The sequence below is a fragment of the Candidatus Lokiarchaeum ossiferum genome (assembly GCA_025839675.1).
In the GTDB taxonomy this organism is placed as follows: Archaea; Asgardarchaeota; Lokiarchaeia; order Sigyniarchaeales; family Promethearchaeaceae; genus Lokiarchaeum; species Lokiarchaeum ossiferum.
Genome location: CP104013.1, coordinates 3421684 through 3440433, shown reverse-complemented (window position 1 = coordinate 3440433; position 18750 = coordinate 3421684). Strand labels below are relative to the sequence as shown.

Sequence of the window (18750 nt, the reverse complement as noted above, 5' to 3'; positions counted from 1 at the left end):
AAATTAACGAAAATATTTTAGAGAAGGAATAAAAAATGCGAACTTATGATAATCCATCGATCCCCCCAAATATTCACAAGTTTCTTGTAGATCCTATGGCATTTTTAATGTCAACGGAAAAAGCGCCCTTCTCAGTACGACAAATTGGTTTTATTTGGACAGAATTTACAAAAATATATGCCAAATACTCAAATCTTATAATTTTAGATAAAATTGGTCCCCAATTCAACAATTTACTGATAGTTGGAGATACGCATGGTGATTTAAATTCTACCTTGAGGATAATACGGCCATTTTTGGAAGAAAAAGTGGATTCTATGGTATTTTTGGGGGATTATGTGGATAGAGGAGACTTTAGTCTGCTAAATCTGCTCTATCTTATCAGCATGTCCATAGCATGGCCTGAAAGAATTATACTTTTACGAGGAAATCATGAAGATTTGGAATTGAATTTGAAATTTGGCTTCTATGATGAGGTCAATAAGTATTATCCTAATAGACAAGAATGTCAAGCGGTTCTTGCGATTTTGGATGATATTTATAATTTAATGTCTTTGGTTGCAATAACACCTCAACGATCCATTTGCATGCATGCAGGAATACCAAAAAGTACACCACGTTTAGAAATTGTGGAACAAATACCTAAACCACATAAAAATTATCGAAATATCCAGGATGGAGAACTTAAAGCGCAACTCGAAGAAGCCTTTCTCCAAATACGATGGAATGACCCAGCCAGTAAAATTCTCAATAATTTAGATGAGCGGTCTTATCATGGATACTATTATTACACTCTTACAGACACCCATCTTTTTCTAGAACGGAATAAAATGTTACGTATTTACCGATCTCATGAAGATCCTCGGGGGGGATATCAAGAGGTCTTCCCTAATATACTCTATCATATTTTCTCGTCCGAACCTTATTTTGGCAAGATTAAAATGGCGTTTACTATCCATGAACAACCCAATGGAGATATAGTTCTTCGTGATTTAGATTTCAACACCCAAGGAAGATTAAATCAACGAATAATGCGATTTTCGCGCTCGAAAACCTAAGAATTTTAAGAAATTTTATCTCTAAATGATTTTTTATTATTCAGCTAATAAAAATGTTGGAAAATTCAAAAAAAATTTTTTTTTAAAAGATGGGGAAACATATTCAAAGCCAGAGAAAATTGAAATTATAACTTTTCTCATTTGGAAGCTTAACATTTTTTGCAATAATAGAAAACTTTGATTGAATTAGTTTTGAAAAATGGTTTTAATTCAAAAAAATATAATATGAGAAAAAAGAGATATTATTTCGAAAATTCGTTTTCATTCATCCGAGCATAGACTTTGTGAAGAGCATGAGTCCCTTTATCGGCCAAATTCATATTCATGGCCACTAAGTAGAACTGGTGAACCATAGCTAGTCCAGGTAAAGATAAATTCATATCTGAAGCTTCTTTTAGTGCAATTCGCATATCTTTAACCAAATGTTTAATAAAGAAACCAGTGTCAAATTTTCCATTAATAATCCTAGTCCCAAGATTATTGATAGACCATGACGCGGCAGTTCCTTGCCCAATAACTTTAATAACCTCTGTTAAATCAAGACCTTTTTTATAGGCAAATTGTAGTGACTCCACAACTCCAACCATGGTTGAGGCAATTAAAATCTGATTGGTTATTTTAGTGGATTGACCAGATCCGGAGGGTCCCATATAAGTAGCACTTTTTCCCATTCTCATAAAAAGAGGCTCGATTTCTTCAAAAATCTCTTTTTCTCCCCCCACCATAAAAGATAAATTTCTATTTCTTGCAGCTAAATCATCCCCATTAATTGGCGCATCTAGAACATGAGCTCCTTTCAATTTTGCGGTTTCATATATTTTTTTTGCAAGAAGTGGTTCTGAAGTCGTCATGTCAACTAAAATTGCACCTTTTTTAACTCCAGAGAGCAATCCATTGGATCCAAAATAGACATCATGTACATCTTGAGGAAAACCTAGCATTGTGAAAATAATATCACTTTCTTTGGCAACTTCTTCAGGAGAAGTACAAGCTTGAGCTCCAATTTCAATTAAATCATTACATTTTTCTTTAGTACGACTATATATTCTTACTTCATGACCCGCTTTAATTAAATGGCTACACATAGGCTTTCCATGAGAGCCAGTTCCAATCCATCCGATTTTTTGTTCCATGATAAACACATTGAGATTTTTGTTTTTTAATAGAGTTCAAGGGTTTTATAGTCACTATCACATGCTTTACTGTTAAAAATTTTTGGATGAGAATTTTAGTTCATTCAGATATGGTGTAAAATCTCGAAAAGGATATCTATATATAGGTCTGACTATCTTCCGTACAAAAAAATATATATCCTCAAAGGATTAGTAAATTTAAGTCTATGGCGAAAAGAAAGCTAATAAAACGTTTAGTTGATGAAATCGATCATGATGATCCTGAGGATGAGGAAAATTTACCCTTAGAATATTATGAATTAAAAGAATTAGCAAAAACCCGCGTACTTTTAAAAGGTTCTCTAAAAGTGCATGCAATAATTTATCTTTTCATTAATGTGTTCATCGCAATAATTAATCTCTTTGCAGTTTCTACTCCAGCGAATTTTGGTTTTTATGATTTATGGTGTATTTGGGCGATTTTGGGTTGGGGATTGATATTGTGGGCACATGCTGCAATTGTGTTGACTATTAATATAATGAACTTGGAACAGCGAATCTTTTCAATAACAATCTCAATTGGGGGATATATTTTAGGATTTTTAGTATATGTTAATTATTATGTAAATCACATTACCGAAAGTTCTATGATTTGGTGGCCATGGGTCACAGTTGGAGGAATATTAATTGCAGCAGCTTATGCCTACATTGTTTTTGAAAATGATGATACTTCCAAAATGGAAAGACGTATTGGTATTGAGATTGAAAAAATGAAAATGGAAGAAAAATTGAAACAAGGAAAGCTAGAAGCTAAAAAAGAGCGGAAAGAAAAAAATATCGATAAAGAAGATTAAAAAGATGTTTTCAAAAAAAATTCGTTTAGATAATAAAGGTAAAACAGTATCAGTAGCAACTGCCCTAGTTCTAATGGCGATTGATGAAATTATTGAGGATCCGATCAATGATTCAAATGTCGTGTACGGATACCAGATAATGACACACTTGCGAGAATCCTACAGTTGGAATGTTAAATCTGGGACAGTATATCCAATTTTGAAGAAATTAGACAGGGAATTTCTTATCAAAAAGGGGGTTGCTCAAGATCGAACAGATAATAATAGTAAACGACAGATGATTTTTTATAAATTGACACCTAAAGGAAAGAAACTAACTCGAGTGATTAAAAATCTAAATGATGATGCCTTAGATGCTGCTTTAAGTTCCAATGAGAGCAATACGACAGGGCATTCGAAAATCGATCTCAAAGGAACAAAATTTCCTGATAAGAAATTTGCTGAGAACTATTTAGGTCCATTTCTCATTGATTTTGATAGCCAAGTTGCCAATCAAATCCCCAATAAACGTACTAATGACGAACTAGACCAACTTAAGGGAGAAATTGAAAAATCTATTGAACAACTAGAAATTTGCAAGATGCTTTTACAAGGCCAAATTTCTCGAATTGATACCTTGAAAAGAATTAAAAAAAAATAACAACTACGACCCGAACACGAATACGTAAACAAGATAGATTAAATCTATGATCGTTAATATAACCGCACTAAAACGCCAATATATTGACAATTTATATTCATCTTCTGATATTTTCACACCCCAAATAAAAGCTGCAAAGAAAATGAAAATTATGAAGGGATTCCACCAAGGAAAATCGGGAGCAAATTGATTACTTATTCCGAGAGCGGAGAATAAAATTCCGAATCGATAAAATATTTTTGCAAGAAATGTTCTTTCTGTCGTTTTTTTCTGAACTTCTGGAGAAATAGGGATAATAACTAAGAGAAAAGCAAGTATAGAGGAAGAAATTCTAGGAATTAATTCAAAATTAGTCCCCCCTAAGAAATAGAATAGAAATCCACTCAATACTAGAGCTGAAGAAAGGTAAATTGCTTTTTTAAATTTGCGATAGAATCCAACAAGTGTTTGAAGTATCCAAGTAAGAAATTGGCGAATATATCCCCATATGTTCTTGAAAAAGAGAGAAATTTTTTCAATAATGATCCGAAGGGCCTTTAATATAGCTTCCATGAAGAAAATGAAGAAGTACATGACAAAGGAAAGAGAAGCCACCACAACTAGTAAGATTGGACTATCAGAAATATAACAAAGGATGGAAATCTGGATGGAAACAATCCAATAAAAGATTTGATTAATTTTTTTGTTGTGGAACCGATACAGAAATGCCAAAGCCAGAATGCCAGATCCAATGGTTGACGAAAGAAAAATCTGCTGATTGAAAGGTAATGATCCCCCAATAGGAGATAAATCGAAAATAAACATTACCAAAAGGCTGCAATCTATAGCAAATATTCCAATAAATAATAAATAGGTGCCCAAACGTAAAATTTTTCGAGATTGAGGTTGAATCAAATGAATAATTTTATCGTCTAAATAAATCAACCCATAAATCGCGAAGCAGATAACGCTGGCTAACGCGAAACTTTCCAATAAGTCTAAAATTTTTGAATCTGTATTGATCGCTAATATAATTGGGATTAGAAAGGAGGTAATCAATCCAATAATTTCTCCATACACAATTAAACCGAGAGTTTGATTGTTTTTGAAATATTTATCGGCATCTTTTTGATGATAAAGAAGATAATTCAAATAAAATCCTTCCACAGTTAAAATAATCATATCTAAAAAGAGGTATCCAAGAGAGAATTGAGATATTTGTTGCACAACCATCAATGCAGTTGTGCCTACGGAGGTAACTACCCAAGAAATTAATCGTAATGCCTGAATCCACTGAGTAAAAGGCCTTAAGAAGGTAAAATGAGACTCGATTTCGATAGCTATGTGAATGCAGACAAGAAGAATTATTGTTGCTAGGATCCAAAATGATGGAATCGAATATAGAAGCACCCCAATTTGTATTAAAATCCATAAATAAAGGCTTAGATTCAAACCAAAGATGAATTTCAAGTATATTTTATCATAAATCCGAACGTAAGGTTTCAAACTAAAAGAAAAGAGAGAAAATATAATTAAACCTCCCATGATATTTCCAGTAGCAAGATACCAGAATCCGAACAATGAAATTCCTATTCCTACTAAAGCAACCATAGAAATTTTCAAGGATAATTGATCATCAAGATAATGAACAAATTTTCGATCAAATAATGACACACAGATGAAACTTAAACCAGAAATTGCAAAATAATCGATTGTAAATCTCCACCACAGATTTTCTAAGACAGGAAGCAAGAGAAAATGGAGATTTGAGGTAATAAAAATCGGAATGAATAAATAAATGAGGACTCCAGATATCTTTTGCCATTTTATCAAGCGATTTTTTACATTTTCATGATCAAACCATAACTCGTTAGCCCAGATATAGTTAAAGATCGAGGCAGCAAAAATAGATAAGATTAAGGGAGGAAGAGAAATGAGTAAGAACGATTGCTGTAAGGATGTGATAAGTTCACTTGAAGTCAATTTGGATGAAATCAAACTAGCCCATAATGATGTGCCCCCTATAGTAGTTATAAGTCCTGAAAAAATTGTACTACCAACGAAGATCTTCTGGTTAGTTTTGATGTTATTATATCCATAATTGATTTTCATAGGTTTGAATGCAGGTTTTGCAACATCAAGCGCATAATGTGAATTTGGAGTTTGATGGTGAATAATTGAGGCGATTCGATGTGTAAAGAACGAAAATAGCGTAGAAAGTCCAAATAGGAACATCATCACTTTACTATAAAGAGAAAGAGAGTCCCCAGCAAGAATTGAGATCGGCTCCATAATAAAACCGGAAAGAGAAAGGGCTAAACCAAGCCAGAAGAAATAGACAAGAAAAGAATGAGTTATACGTTTTAAATTTAGAATTGAAAAGAACAGAATAAAGACGCAACAATGGAATAAAGGAGATAACGGTAAATAGACGCGACTAAGTTCTTCCAGTAGTATTGCCATAAAGAAACTGATAATATAGGGAATAAATTGGAGAATTTTGGCAGGTATAATCTTAATTTTTGCAAATCCATACACAAGAAGGCTGGCGATCAACAAATTCAACGATAATGTATGGAAATTTTTATCAATCACATGCTCTTCGATTTTTAAAACTCCCCATAGTACACTAAACAAAGTCCCAATCAGTACTAATGCGTTTCCTAAATTCAAATTTTTAGGGTTTATTTTTGTATTGGCATTGACTATCAATCGGATTGTGGCAAAAGTGAAAAGACAAAGTAAGAATAGGGAAAGTGCCCAATATTCAACACTTAGCTGAACTAACCCAAATCCACAAAGAGTGAATATGAAAAAGAATATCCAAGTCAGTTGACTCCGTAACTCAGGCGGAATTAATTTCACTTGATAACTATCAAGAACAGAAAACTCCACGAGCAAAACTAGAGAAATTACAGCCAATCGATAACAAATATTAAATAGAATCGGATTTGCAGTAGAAATGGAAGTGGAAGGCAAAATAATACCAATCAGAATTGCTGCACTCCCATAGGAAATAATACTTAAACTCGTTCGTAAATGCGTTATGATCTTATCAATAACTGAAAATTGATTAAAAAGAGCGTAATCTCGAATTGGTTTCATACCCAATAAGGCAAGAAGACTGAAACCTAATATCGTCCCAAAAACAATAATTAAATCAAAATCAAAATGCATCAAATCCATTACAAAACGAATAAAAGTGAATGAGATTAGGGTTGAAAAGACCATCCATAAAATGACAAACATTTCCAAATTTTTCTTTAAGTTCTGAAATAACGAATAGCGTGGTTTTTTAGCAGAAATCCACAAGTAAACGAGTTCTAATCCTAAAAAGATATCAATGAACACCAACGGTTGATGAAATTCCACAAATTTGGAAATATGGACCAAAGGTTGCATACTTAATAAGGAAATACTTAGCACCATGAACGAATTGATAATAAAGAGATTTTGTCGGAAGAAGGACAAGGGAAGGCAGATAAGACATGTTACTAGGATTAAGACACCAATAACGGCCCAAATGCCTGCATGCCACAAAAATAGCAACAATGATGCGATTGCTAATCCCATGGATAAAGCCATACCAAACCAAATAATTTCTTTGAAAACAGGGGGGAGGAAATTTCTTGATTGGAAGATGAATAGAGAGCCAAAGGAAAATGAAAGCCCTAGAAAAATGCCAAATAATTTTAAATCGTATCCAGGAATTAAAGCCATAGATTGAGCAGTAATTATACCCATGTTCACAACAGAGGTAACGGAAAGAACAACTTTCAACCCTTTTTCACTAAGATCGACCCATTTTCCAGAAAGTAGCCCAAATGACATAATAATAAATGTAAGGCTTAAAGCAATATTCGAGGGGACACCTATCAATTGTACAAAATTGAAAACTAAAGCAAAAATACTTACATACATTGAAAAATAACCAATAAGAATAAGAGCTAAACGAGTTTTTGTAAATTTTTCTTTGATATTGGGAAAATAACCCCACACTAGAACATAAAGTCCTCCAACCAAAGAATCCACAGGGATCATCCAACTAGGATCTATTTCAAACAGAAAAGAAAAGAAAAGAATGTTTGCAGCAGCTAAAAAAGGCCAAAGGATAGTTAGATAATTCCATTGCTTGTAATAAGTGAAAATTGGGACCAAAAGCAAAAATGCTGCAAGTCCAATGAAAGCAAGTTTTACTGTTAGCAATTCTGGAAAAAGATTTTCTGCTCCCCAAATACTTAAAACAACAAACTCCAGCCAAAATCCATAAATTATGCGATTGAAATTCTTCTTTAACTTGGAGATGAATACCGGTAATTCAAGAAAAGAAACTAAGATTAAGGTAAGAATAATGGAACCATTGAGAGAAAGATCATTTATGAGCGGAATACCACTTGATAATTGATCTAATCCTGATACAAGTGGAAAAATGAGGAACAAATTAACAATAGGCATGATATTCCATATATACCATCCATAATCCCACACTTGTTTGAAAGATCCTTGATAGGCTCGAATTGCCAAGAAAAACATGAGTACTGCTAAATCAATGGCAATAGGGACAACAAACTTTAATTTCATATCAATAAGGGTTGGATCATTAAGAAAAAGACCGAATAATAGTCCAGACGAAATGGTTGATAATCCTAAATTTCCAATTATAAATTTTGAAGCTTGAACATTTAATTTGTCAAAAAGTTTTAAGTTTACAAACCCAGATGCGGTACTAGCGAGGGAAATGGCAAGATACCATTTATATTCAAAAGTAAAAAAGAAATAGTGAGCTCCTGCGAAAAAGAAAACCACAAAAGTAGATAGAATTATGATTTGATTATAAATGGAGATTCGATGGGAGAGGGAGGGTATTTTCTTCAATTGAAGAAGGGTAATAATTAATAAACTGAAAACAACTGGAGAAAGTAGTCCCATCACAAATTTAAATTCAAGATATAAAGTAATATAGGTAGTTAAACTCAATAAAATGGCAGAATATCCTATGATGCTTTTAAATTTACTAATTTTGGAATTTCCAAGATAATAATATTGAAGAAGCACCCATTGTAAAACCATTCCGACAGTAATTGGAATAAGTATGTCTAAATGTAAAGGTCGATCAGAGTAATTCCACAGGAGATGTCCTACCAAAGTGGCTAAACTCCAGGGTAATATAGAACGGAAAAGGAGATTTTTAAAGCGAAAATCTATACTAATGGTAAAAATTAGTGCTATAAATGTTAATGCGAGAGTTATTGGTATTTTTTCTGCGATAAAAGGAGTTGCAATGAAAGGGTATCCAATTAAGGCGAACAAGAATAGTGATTGTGAATTTTTAACAATTTTATTAACAGGAGTGTGATGGGTGGAAATAAAAGCAGAAAACCCAATAAAAAGAAGTTGAAGAGCGAAAATAAGCCAAATAATGACATTTTCAGAAACATTAGGTAGAATGTTGATAATGAAGGAACCTTCAACATCTATAGTGAATAAGAAATAAAGAGCAATTGAAATTAAGGCTTGGAAATATTCAATGAAAAAGGAAGTCATTTTAGTTTTATTATCAAAAGTTGTCAAGGCAGATAGAATGGAAGTTCCCATTATTAATATCGCCAATGGAAATGATAGAGCATCACTGAAAATCATTCGAAGGCCTAAATAAGAAGAAATCAATAAACATAAAATATCAAAAATAGGAACAATGGAATCATAGTGACTTAAAATTTGCTGTTGAAGATTATGAGTTAAGGGCAAATCACCAGAATACTGAATTGGATCAGAAATAATAGGTTGTTGCATCGAAGGAACATTGGGAACATTATGAATATTTACAGCAGTATTTGAAGGGGGATAGGGGACTTCACTTTGAGATTTAGTTTGAATACTTTGCGTTGAAATATTTTGCACAGGAGTTGCCTGTGACCTTTTTTGTAACAACTTATTGTTTCCCCAATCTACAAATTTTAGCAAACTAAAAACACAGGGGAGCATGAAAAGAATGAAAATCACTATCTTATAATCTAAATTTAAATCAAGATTATTGCTTACAAATAATCCTAACGAAGTTGCATTAGTAGCAAATGCTATGAGAAACACCAAAAGGATTAAGCGATCGGTAGTTATCCATTTGAAAGTGACCATATCGACTACTAAAAGTGCTGTGATAATTAATGAAGACACAAAGAGCGCTAAAAATACTCCACCAGAAGAATTTAGAATCGATTCAAATGGAATGCTGGCTATGGTAATTAATCCTATAAATGCAACGATTTGATGAATCTTTCGAGAGAGTTCATGAGCAATTACACTTTTACCTAAAAGGTAGATAGAATATTGGATCATTACTAATGGAATTAAAAAACTCGCTGAAAAGACCGAAAGTGATATAGATTGTATCTCATTTAAAGGAATAAGAATGGATGTATCAATCACGATTGATAAAGAAACTAAGAATGATGCATTTAAAATGAATAAAGCCTTAGTCGATAAGCTTTTTCGAAGGAGAGGAACGGAATTGAATAAAATAATGGCAGATAGGAGAGCAAACACCAAGGAGAGAGAAGCCGAAAGACCATCATCGGGTGTTTTATAGCTAGCAGAAAACACCGCTAAGATGATCAATAAAATGGTGATATAAGAAATTCGAGTTTTCAATTCACTTAATTTCGGTTCTAAGGCAGGTTTTAGTTGAGTTAAGTAATTTAAAGTGGTAATTGTGCATGTGCCCAAAATTATCACTCCAAGGGAGACAAAAAACAAGCTAAAAGCTAAAGAGTACATTAAAGAAAAAGCGAATCCACTTGTCGATATAATCCAGAGTACAAGGGTAGCGATTTGCCATCCTAATTTTACAAATTCGTCATCTTTCCTGAGAGAAGATGTCTTTTGTCTATTTGAAATGAACCAAATGGCATAAAGGGGAACAAAAATAACCCAGAGATTGATTGATAATGATTGATGTTGTAGATTTATCCATGAAATATAATGCAACCCAATTATCTCGACTACTGCATACACTGAACCAAGAAATACGATTGAATTCAGGAAAACCATTTTTGAATATTGCAGTTGGGTTAAATAATTTCCTTTTAAAAATTGAGGCAAAGCAAGCCGGTAAAACAGAGTAAGAATAAGAATGGAACTGCTAGCTAAGATGCCGAGATGAATAGAAGGCTGAATTGCAAAAATAGATTCAAGATTGAGAATAACTGAAGGTATTAATAAGCCGGATATTAAACATGTAATCACCCCATTAATTAAATGGAGAGTCATTTTTCCATTAACAACGTGATTTAAAGCATTTTTAACGATAGGCACAAGATTAACATATACTTTCAGTACAAACATCGCAATTACTAATGATAAAAATACATTTAGCTGCATTATTTCCCAACTAAAGAAGAGAAAACAGAAAAGAGACAATCCCAAATTAAATAGAATTAATTTTTGAGTTATTTGATCATATTTTGCTTGATCATCAATCTTCAATTTGAGTTGAAACATCTTTCTAATAATACGAGATACTCCAAGAATAGCAATGGAAATAGCTAAAAACAGTCCAAAAAAAGATTGAAATACCAATAATGTTCCAAAAAAGAGCACAATATTGCCAAATAACTGAAGAATTAAAGTATTTTTAAGATATACATTAGAATTAAGGATTTTTAGTTGTTTATGAATGTTCAACACAAAAAATAGCATTCCAAGAGTGAGTCCTAGACATAGAAATAAGTTCCATAAACTGATCAATCCGTTTGATGAAGGTATCATAGCGCTGAAATTTGCATTCAGAGTGCCAATCCACGAGAAAAAGTTCTCTAAAGAATTTTCAATAAAAGAAATAAAACCAGAAGGGCGAAAAATAATAGGAAGACCCGTTCCCTCTTGGATAGGGGAAATTAGCCGATCATTAATTCCTACAAGATTTTTAGTGAGAAGAAGAAATATTCCACTGAAAATAATGTAGAAACACCCAATAATAATGACAGAAAGATACCGATTCGTTTGTTTTTTGAACTGAACAACATAGAGACGATAAAAAGAGCTAAGAAATCCAATTGATAAAAACCAAATGTAGTTGAAAACTACCGAATTGGAGATAGGAAGAAAATTAAACATCGCTAATTGGATGGCAATCTCAAAGAAGAGGGTTGTCAATAAAATATTCTGCAAAATCACATAAGCCTTTTTACTAATGAGCTTCTGGTAGTCCAAAACAGAAGAAAATACTGTCAACAAGAGGGTAAAAATGACTATATTCACCATTACAGAAGAACCAAATAAACTAGTTGGAATAACAAAGAAAGACAATATAGCATCGCAAATCAGTAAATTGGCCATGTAGAAAATGCGCGCAAATTCCTTATTGGTAATCTCGTAATGATTTTCTATAAAAATTAGGGGAACGAATAGAAGAACTGTGATGAATGCAAAAATTCCTCCTAATTCCCCAAATCTAAGAAAAATTAGGGGAATAGAACATAAATAAAGAATGAGAGTCAAAATATCATTTATTTTCTTACTTCGTTGCCACATCGCCTCATTGTAGTTTAAGTTCCGAATTTGACCCATAAATGATGTTAAAGCGACCTTAAATATCAGGAGAATTGTAGTTAGAATGAATAATATTTGATTAAATTCGGAGGAATTAAGAGATATTGCAAAAATTAGGAGCCCTGCAACTAAGAGCCCCGTTTTATAAATAATTATTTTTAAAGCGAACCGATAATCTTGTTTTTCAGGGCTGATTTTGCTACTTAATGCTGAAAAAACACTCAGCAAAATTAACAAGAATCCATCTACTATTATAACTAATACCACATGCATATCTAAAAATAAAGCACCTAAAATCAAAATCATCTTCAAGATTAGGGTATCCTGAAAGATTTTAGCCATCGATTTTTGATGAAAAGCTACCACATAACCTTGTTGATCACCTCTGTTTATTGTTTCAAGATGTAAATGTGTGGGATCAATTAAAATGCTATAAGTAGAAAGGAGAAGAAGGCTAGCAACAGAGAAAATTGGAATAATTGCAAATTGAAATTCTTTTAAAAAAGTGGAATAGCCTAAAACACCATTTAAAACATAAAATGAAGAGACTACAATCAGTTCAGGCAGGATTAAAAGACCTAAAGATTGGAATAACGGTTTTTCTTGGGTTGAAATTGTAATTTTATGAAAAATGGGAAGTTTTCGACTTTTCAAGAAGAAAATGTATCCAACTGGGACCATAATGGCGGAAAAGAGAAGCCATACACCCAACCTAATCTCGTCAAATAATGCTGGATTAGAAATTAAGGATGTTGTAACAGTTGATATCGCCCATCCAAGTAAAAAGGGCACCCCTACCATAAAAAACAAGAAAAAGATAAAATTGGTAACGAAATTGGTAAATTTTACCAAAAGGGGAGATTCGGAACGATTAGACGCATCTTTTGTCGGATTAGATACATTTTTGGTAGGAAACATGATGTGCAGAAAACCTCAATAAATTTCTTTTCTTTCTACAAATAACTTCCGATTACTGGTTTAAAATTCTTTTGGCAAATTTTCTGTCCTATTGGGCCAAAAACTGAGACAAATAGAAAATTTCTCCGCATATCCAAATATTTATAAAAATCATCCATTTTTAAAAATATGTAATACTTTTCCGAAGACAGAATATTGGGTTACTTTTTTATTGGAAGCAAGATAAATAAGATTAATTCGTTTGTATAGACGGTTGTTTGACTAAACTACAAGCAATTTCTATCAGTATTGGGGTGCTTAGTGATATGGAAAAAGCAAATAATTCTATTAAAAGAAGAACTACTGGGAAGAAAATGAGTTTTGGAAAATACTTAATTAAATGCAATCCCATTGACCCACTATCTAATATTTCAAGAAAAGTTATGAAAAGATTTGGAGTTCTCGACATTTTTGACGATTTTATCTACTGGAATGTAGGAAGAACTAATTTTATAAAGTTATTTAAAACCTATTGGAAATATCCTATTCGAGGGAAAGAAAATTTTCCAGAATACGGTGGAGCCTTAGTAATTGCTAATCATCAAAGTGAATTAGATCCATTTCTAGTGGGAAGTGCCGTTCATCGCAAAGTACAATGGTTATCCAAAGCAGAAAATTTCCAAATCCCAATCTTTAAATCATTTATCAAACCATTTGGCACAATTCCATTGAAACGTGGACAGCGAGATGAAGAAGCGATGCAAAATGTCAGAAATGTTCTTGAAAATGGCGGATGTGTTGGCATGTTTCCCGAAGGAACACGATCTTCAGATGGTTCACTTGGAGAATTTCGAAGTGGAGCAGCTCGATTAGTATTGGAGTCTGGAGTACCTTACGTTCCGTGCGCAGTAATTGGAGCATATAAAGTCTTCCCTAAGCATAAAGGACCTTCTTCTATCAAATGGAAAGGTGGATATGAGATATCCATTGTAATCGGCAAACCGGTATATGCCGATCCCAGCTTGGAAGCAAATTACGAGAATGCACAATTGATTAAAAATGCAATGCGAAATGATATTTTAAAATTGCAAAGTGGAGAAATGAATGAATCCCGAACCATTTCAAAAAGAGAAAAAGTTCCTGCTTCTCTTGCAATATCTACCCAACAAAAAACCAAAAAACGCGCAAAAATTCCTAAATCGATTATGGATCCAGGCTTTAACCCTGCCGAAGATTTATCTATTTCTTAATTTTTATCTCTTCAAAATCTTTAAGTTTTTTTTCAACAATTCATTAAAAATAGTAGTTAAAAATGCCCAAAGAAGAGAATTTTCTAAAACGTTTTATTATTGATTCTATTAATAACTCTATCTACGGATTTCGGCAAGTAATTAAAAAAATTGGGTATTTAGAACCTTTAGATGAACTATTTATAAAGGGAATCGAAGATCCTATTCTTTTCAATGTCTTAAAGAAGATTTATGATTTACAAATCTTCAATTCAAAAGCTATTCCATTAGAAGGTCCAGCAATCATTATTTGTAACTCTCAATCTACTTTAGATCCAATTATCTCTTCAATTGTCATTAATCATAAAAGTCAACGTATTCCTATTCAGGTATTGGATACGAAATTAGGAACTGATTCCATGCTGCAAAACTTTTTTCGAGTAAATCAAGCAATTTTTGTCCGCCCCCAAGAAGAAGACATGGAAGCCTTTGAACGATGTGAACAAACACTTTTTGATGGGAAACTGTTAGTTATGTTTCCAGAAGGCGAGTTGGGTTCTGGAAATGGAAAACTCTTACAATTTAAATCAGATTTTTTACGGCTGGCAATAAGTACCCAGGCACCAATTTTACCAATAGCAATCTATGGCACTGATCGTATTTATGGAAAAAAAGCATCTATTATTAATCCTCAGGGTAAAATTCGAGTCAAATTTGGGGATTTGATTCCAATTTCTAATATAACTCAAGCTTCTGATTTCAAGGATCTGAATTTCAAGCAAGTTGATAAATTAACTCGAAAAATCCATAGAAAAGTTAAAAAACTTTGGACAGATGTTTGGATCACTGAGGAAGAACAAAAAAAGGCGCCATAAAAAAGAAAAAGAAGAGAAGATATTGATAATTTATGCGAGGGGAAAAAAACGAATAATAATATAGCTGATCCATCAATTACCCTTCTTTCAACTAATGGAAAGAAAAGAGTTGGTATTCCCCGAGCCCTATATTTTTACAAATATGGTCCTTTATGGAAAGCATTTCTTGAGAACTTGAACTGCGAAGTAGTTTTTAGCCCAGCAACCACTACAAACATAGTTGAGAATGGCTCGAAAATCGCAAATTCGGAATTGTGTGTTCCAATGAAGATATATTTTGGTCATATAAAAGCACTTATCGATGAATATTCAAATTTAGATTATATTTTCATCCCCCGATATATTTCTAATCATAAAGAACAATATTTCTGCCCAAAATTCCTCATTCTACCAGAAGCCGTTAAACATGGAATGAATATTCCTGTACCAATCTTAACCTTGGAAGTAAATGCAAAAAAAATGAAAGGAATTGAGGGTGCGATCAAAATGGGGAAAGAGTTAGGATTTGATCAAGAAAAATCGGGGGAAGCATGGTATTTTGCGATGCAAAAATTTCAAAAATTCCAATCGCAAGCTCGTAAGGGAGATTATATTGAACTTTTAAATCAATTAGATTCAAATTCTGCCCATAAACAGACTGAAAAACATTTTCGCCATCGAATGTCGAAAGAAATGAAAGGCAAATTTCCCTTAAATATCGTGATCCTAGGACATCCATACAATGTCTATGAGGCTTATATCAACATCGATTTAATCGCGCGATTAAAAGCCATGGATTGCCATATAATGACCATAGAAAAGCACCCAAAAGAAATTTTCAAAAAACCAGTCACAATTAACAAGCAATACCACCAATATTGGCAAAGCGAAGATGAGATTCTCAAAACTGCTCGATATTACCTTACGGAAGGTCGTGATCAGGTTGATGGGGTGATTTTTTTGATCTCTTTTGCATGTGGTCCTGATAGTTTAATTCAAGAATTAGTTATGCGAGATATGAAACGTCGCAAAATTCCATATTTGGATTTGATTTTAGATGAACATTCAGGGGAATCAGGATTGACAACCCGCATTGAATCTTTTGTAGACATGATCCGTCGAGAAAAATATAAGTAAAGAAATCAAGAAATGATACATTATGACAATAAGAGTAAGCTTCCCTTCAATGGGATATAGTAGGATCCCGTTCAAATCTTTATTTGAACATTTACCTGGTGTAGAAGTTGTTGTTCCTCCAGATGTCACCCAAGATATTGTAAAATTAGGATCCAAGCATTCTCCCGAGTTTGTGTGTTTACCCTTCAAAGTCACTCTTGGTGAATTCATTAATATGATTGAAAACCACAATGTGAATGTGTTCATCATGTCTATAGACTGCGGACCCTGCCGTCTTGGTTTTTATGCCCCGATTCAGGAACGAATCTTAAAAGATCTTGGATACGATGTCATCATTATTCCCATTCAACAAGATGATTTGCTTGATTTTCAGTGGTTGGATCCACTACTCAAATTAACACGAGTGAAAGGAAAAGTAATGCGGCTTTTTGATCTAATTCCTGCAATTCGCTATTCATTTGTAAAAGGAAGTTATATTGAGGACATTGTCCGTTTGGAAGGATTAATTCGATGTCGAGAAATCCATAGAGGCGATACAACCAAGATCGTGTCCCGCTTATTAAAGAGATTAGATAATGAAAATGATATGTTTAAATTACATTCTTTTGATCAAGTGATTCGCACCGAATTTCAAAAAATACCAATTAAGCGTGATTTCCAACCTTTAAGAATCATGTTAGCAGGTGAAAACCATGTGGTGCTGGAAAATTTCATCAATATGGATTTAATCAAGAAATTTGGAGAAGAAGGGATTGAAGTCCATTTGGGGAACAGTTTATATGGATGGGTTTTGCATAAACTTCACTTAAATTATAAACGGAAGAATCTTGAACGAATTTCTAAACCATATATACCAATTGATATTGGAGGTGAAGCAATCTGGGTGATAGGCCATTATATTCAAAGTCAAGAAGAAGGATTTGATGGTTTTGTCCATATATATCCATTTACATGCATGCCAGAAGTCACCGCCCGAGGAATAATCGAAGGGCAAAGCCCTGATCCATTCTATTTACCGGTTCAGTTTTTTGCTTTCGATGAACATACCGGATATGAAGGGATGCGAACACGATTAGAAGCCTTCATAGATTTGATGAAAGCCAATCGTGAAAATAACCCAAAATTTCAAGGAGTATATGTTGAGCCATCGGAAATCCAAGAAATGTATGGAAAATCAAATAAATATTATAAATTCAATAATTTTGTAGAACATGTCTTCAATCCCTTTTGCGATATGCTCTCTATGATTAAAAAACCTCAATTATTGAAAAAAACCCCAAAAAATAAAAACGAGTAATGGCACGTTATAAAATAATTAGGAAATCAGTGAAAAAATGACCCAGCAAAAAGCAGCAAACACTCAAGTGACTTCCATTCAACAAATGCAAAATATCCAACATCTACTTAAGAATGAAAAGATCGATGTATACATGGGAATTGACATTGGATCAGTTTCTCTTAAGATAGTCTTATTAGATGAAGAAAAGAATATTGTCGAAAAACTTTGGCTTCGTAATCAAGGGAGTCCTATTGAATCTTCAAAAAAAGGATTACAAGAACTTAAAGATAAGTTAGAATCTAATGGAATTCTAGATAAAATTAATATTTGTGGAGTTGGAACTACAGGTTCAGCCCGGTACTTGATTAAAAGTGTGGTAGGAGGGGATATTGCAAAAACTGAAATCATTTCCCATGCAGTAGCTTCTTCAACTTTCTATCCGGATGTCAAGACAATACTTGAAATTGGGGGTCAAGACTCTAAAATAATAATTTTGCGCAATGGAATTGTAGCTGATTTTGCAATGAATTCAGTATGCGCTGCGGGAACCGGAAGTTTCTTAGATCATCAAGCAACTCGCCTAGGAATTCCGATTGAAAAATTTGGGGAATATGCACTTCGATCTGAAACGGAAGTCAATATTGCAGGACGATGTGGTGTTTTTGCGGAATCAGATATGATTCATAAAGCCCAAATGGGATATTCTAAGGAGGACATCATTAAAGGACTCTGTGACGCTTTAGTAAGAAATTATCTTAATAACGTTGGTAAAGGAAAAGTTATTGAAGGGCCCATTGTATTCCAAGGAGGAGTTAGTTTTAATAAGGGTCTTGTGAAATCTTTTGAAAAAGCTTTGAACGCAAAAGTTATCGTCCCAGAAAATAATATCTTAATGGGAGCAATTGGGGCAGCAATTTTAGTAATGGAAGAAGCTCACCGGACAGAAAAAATAGCGGGTAAATGGCAAACAAAATTCCGAGGCTTTGATGTTTTGGATATTGAATTTCAAACTAAAGCATTTCGGTGTCAGGGTTGTCCTAATCGTTGTGAAGTTGTATCTGTTCTTATGAAAACAGGAGATACAGATGAGAATGGTAAAGAACGAAAAGAAGTAGTAGCCCGTTGGGGAGATCGGTGTGGAAAATGGGCTGTTTTTTAATTCGA

Annotated in this window: 10 protein-coding genes; 8 read left to right on the top strand and 2 right to left on the bottom strand. The window is 33.3% G+C overall.

The features are described 5' to 3' along the window. Nucleotides 1–35 precede the first annotated feature (35 nt). Nucleotides 36–1058: a metallophosphoesterase gene (locus NEF87_RS14600; RefSeq protein WP_457916387.1), complete on the top strand. Its 1023-nt coding sequence runs from the start codon at nucleotides 36–38 to the stop codon at nucleotides 1056–1058. A gap of 242 nt (nucleotides 1059–1300) precedes the next feature. On the opposite strand, the gene NEF87_RS14595 is transcribed toward NEF87_RS14600, so the two are convergent. Next, nucleotides 1301–2191 (bottom strand): NAD(P)-dependent oxidoreductase, encoded by an 891-nt coding sequence (locus NEF87_RS14595; RefSeq protein WP_457916386.1) that lies wholly within the window; start codon nucleotides 2189–2191, stop codon nucleotides 1301–1303. 206 nt (nucleotides 2192–2397) lie between these two features. On the opposite strand from NEF87_RS14595, the gene NEF87_RS14590 reads away from it, so the two are divergent. Further along, nucleotides 2398–3024, top strand: a complete 627-nt coding sequence (locus NEF87_RS14590; RefSeq protein ID WP_371802131.1) for a 2TM domain-containing protein — start codon at nucleotides 2398–2400, stop codon at nucleotides 3022–3024. A 4-nt stretch (nucleotides 3025–3028) separates the two neighbouring features. Further along, nucleotides 3029–3664, top strand: a complete 636-nt coding sequence (locus NEF87_RS14585) for a PadR family transcriptional regulator (RefSeq protein ID WP_457916385.1) — start codon at nucleotides 3029–3031, stop codon at nucleotides 3662–3664. A gap of 3 nt (nucleotides 3665–3667) precedes the next feature. Here the strand turns inward: NEF87_RS14585 and NEF87_RS14580 are convergent, their stop codons facing one another. Continuing rightward, nucleotides 3668–13108 (bottom strand): hypothetical protein, encoded by a 9441-nt coding sequence (locus tag NEF87_RS14580; RefSeq protein ID WP_457916384.1) that lies wholly within the window; start codon nucleotides 13106–13108, stop codon nucleotides 3668–3670. A 305-nt stretch (nucleotides 13109–13413) separates the two neighbouring features. On the opposite strand from NEF87_RS14580, the gene NEF87_RS14575 reads away from it, so the two are divergent. The 5 genes from NEF87_RS14575 to NEF87_RS14555 all read left to right on the top strand — a co-directional run bounded on the left by NEF87_RS14575 (nucleotide 13414) and on the right by NEF87_RS14555 (nucleotide 18745). Continuing rightward, nucleotides 13414–14337 carry a lysophospholipid acyltransferase family protein gene (locus NEF87_RS14575; RefSeq protein ID WP_457916383.1) on the top strand — a complete coding sequence of 308 codons (924 nt, stop codon included), beginning with the start codon at nucleotides 13414–13416 and terminating at the stop codon, nucleotides 14335–14337. A 62-nt stretch (nucleotides 14338–14399) separates the two neighbouring features. Further along, the gene (locus NEF87_RS14570; RefSeq protein ID WP_457916382.1) at nucleotides 14400–15191 is read left to right on the top strand and encodes a lysophospholipid acyltransferase family protein; all 792 of its coding nucleotides are present in this window, start codon (nucleotides 14400–14402) and stop codon (nucleotides 15189–15191) included. A 21-nt stretch (nucleotides 15192–15212) separates the two neighbouring features. Then, nucleotides 15213–16307, top strand: coding sequence for an acyl-CoA dehydratase activase-related protein (locus NEF87_RS14565; protein ID WP_371806855.1), 1095 nt, complete (start codon nucleotides 15213–15215; stop codon nucleotides 16305–16307). Between the two features lie 22 nt (nucleotides 16308–16329). Continuing rightward, the gene (locus tag NEF87_RS14560; protein WP_371802125.1) at nucleotides 16330–17604 is read left to right on the top strand and encodes a hypothetical protein; all 1275 of its coding nucleotides are present in this window, start codon (nucleotides 16330–16332) and stop codon (nucleotides 17602–17604) included. A gap of 121 nt (nucleotides 17605–17725) precedes the next feature. Further along, entirely contained in the window at nucleotides 17726–18745 is a 1020-nt protein-coding gene (locus NEF87_RS14555) for an acyl-CoA dehydratase activase (protein WP_371806854.1), read from the top strand. The last annotated feature ends 5 nt before the right edge of the window (nucleotides 18746–18750 follow it).

Excerpts from the sequence above, each read along its gene's own strand:
- NEF87_RS14600 (WP_457916387.1), top strand. The coding sequence starts at position 36 with ATGCGAACTTATGATAATCCATCGATCCCCCCAAATATTCACAAGTTT.
- NEF87_RS14595 (WP_457916386.1), bottom strand. The coding sequence starts at position 2,191 with ATGGAACAAAAAATCGGATGGATTGGAACTGGCTCTCATGGAAAGCCT.
- NEF87_RS14590 (WP_371802131.1), top strand. The coding sequence starts at position 2,398 with ATGGCGAAAAGAAAGCTAATAAAACGTTTAGTTGATGAAATCGATCAT.
- NEF87_RS14585 (WP_457916385.1), top strand. The coding sequence starts at position 3,029 with ATGTTTTCAAAAAAAATTCGTTTAGATAATAAAGGTAAAACAGTATCA.
- NEF87_RS14580 (WP_457916384.1), bottom strand. The coding sequence starts at position 13,108 with ATGTTTCCTACCAAAAATGTATCTAATCCGACAAAAGATGCGTCTAAT.
- NEF87_RS14575 (WP_457916383.1), top strand. The coding sequence starts at position 13,414 with ATGGAAAAAGCAAATAATTCTATTAAAAGAAGAACTACTGGGAAGAAA.
- NEF87_RS14570 (WP_457916382.1), top strand. The coding sequence starts at position 14,400 with ATGCCCAAAGAAGAGAATTTTCTAAAACGTTTTATTATTGATTCTATT.
- NEF87_RS14560 (WP_371802125.1), top strand. The coding sequence starts at position 16,330 with ATGACAATAAGAGTAAGCTTCCCTTCAATGGGATATAGTAGGATCCCG.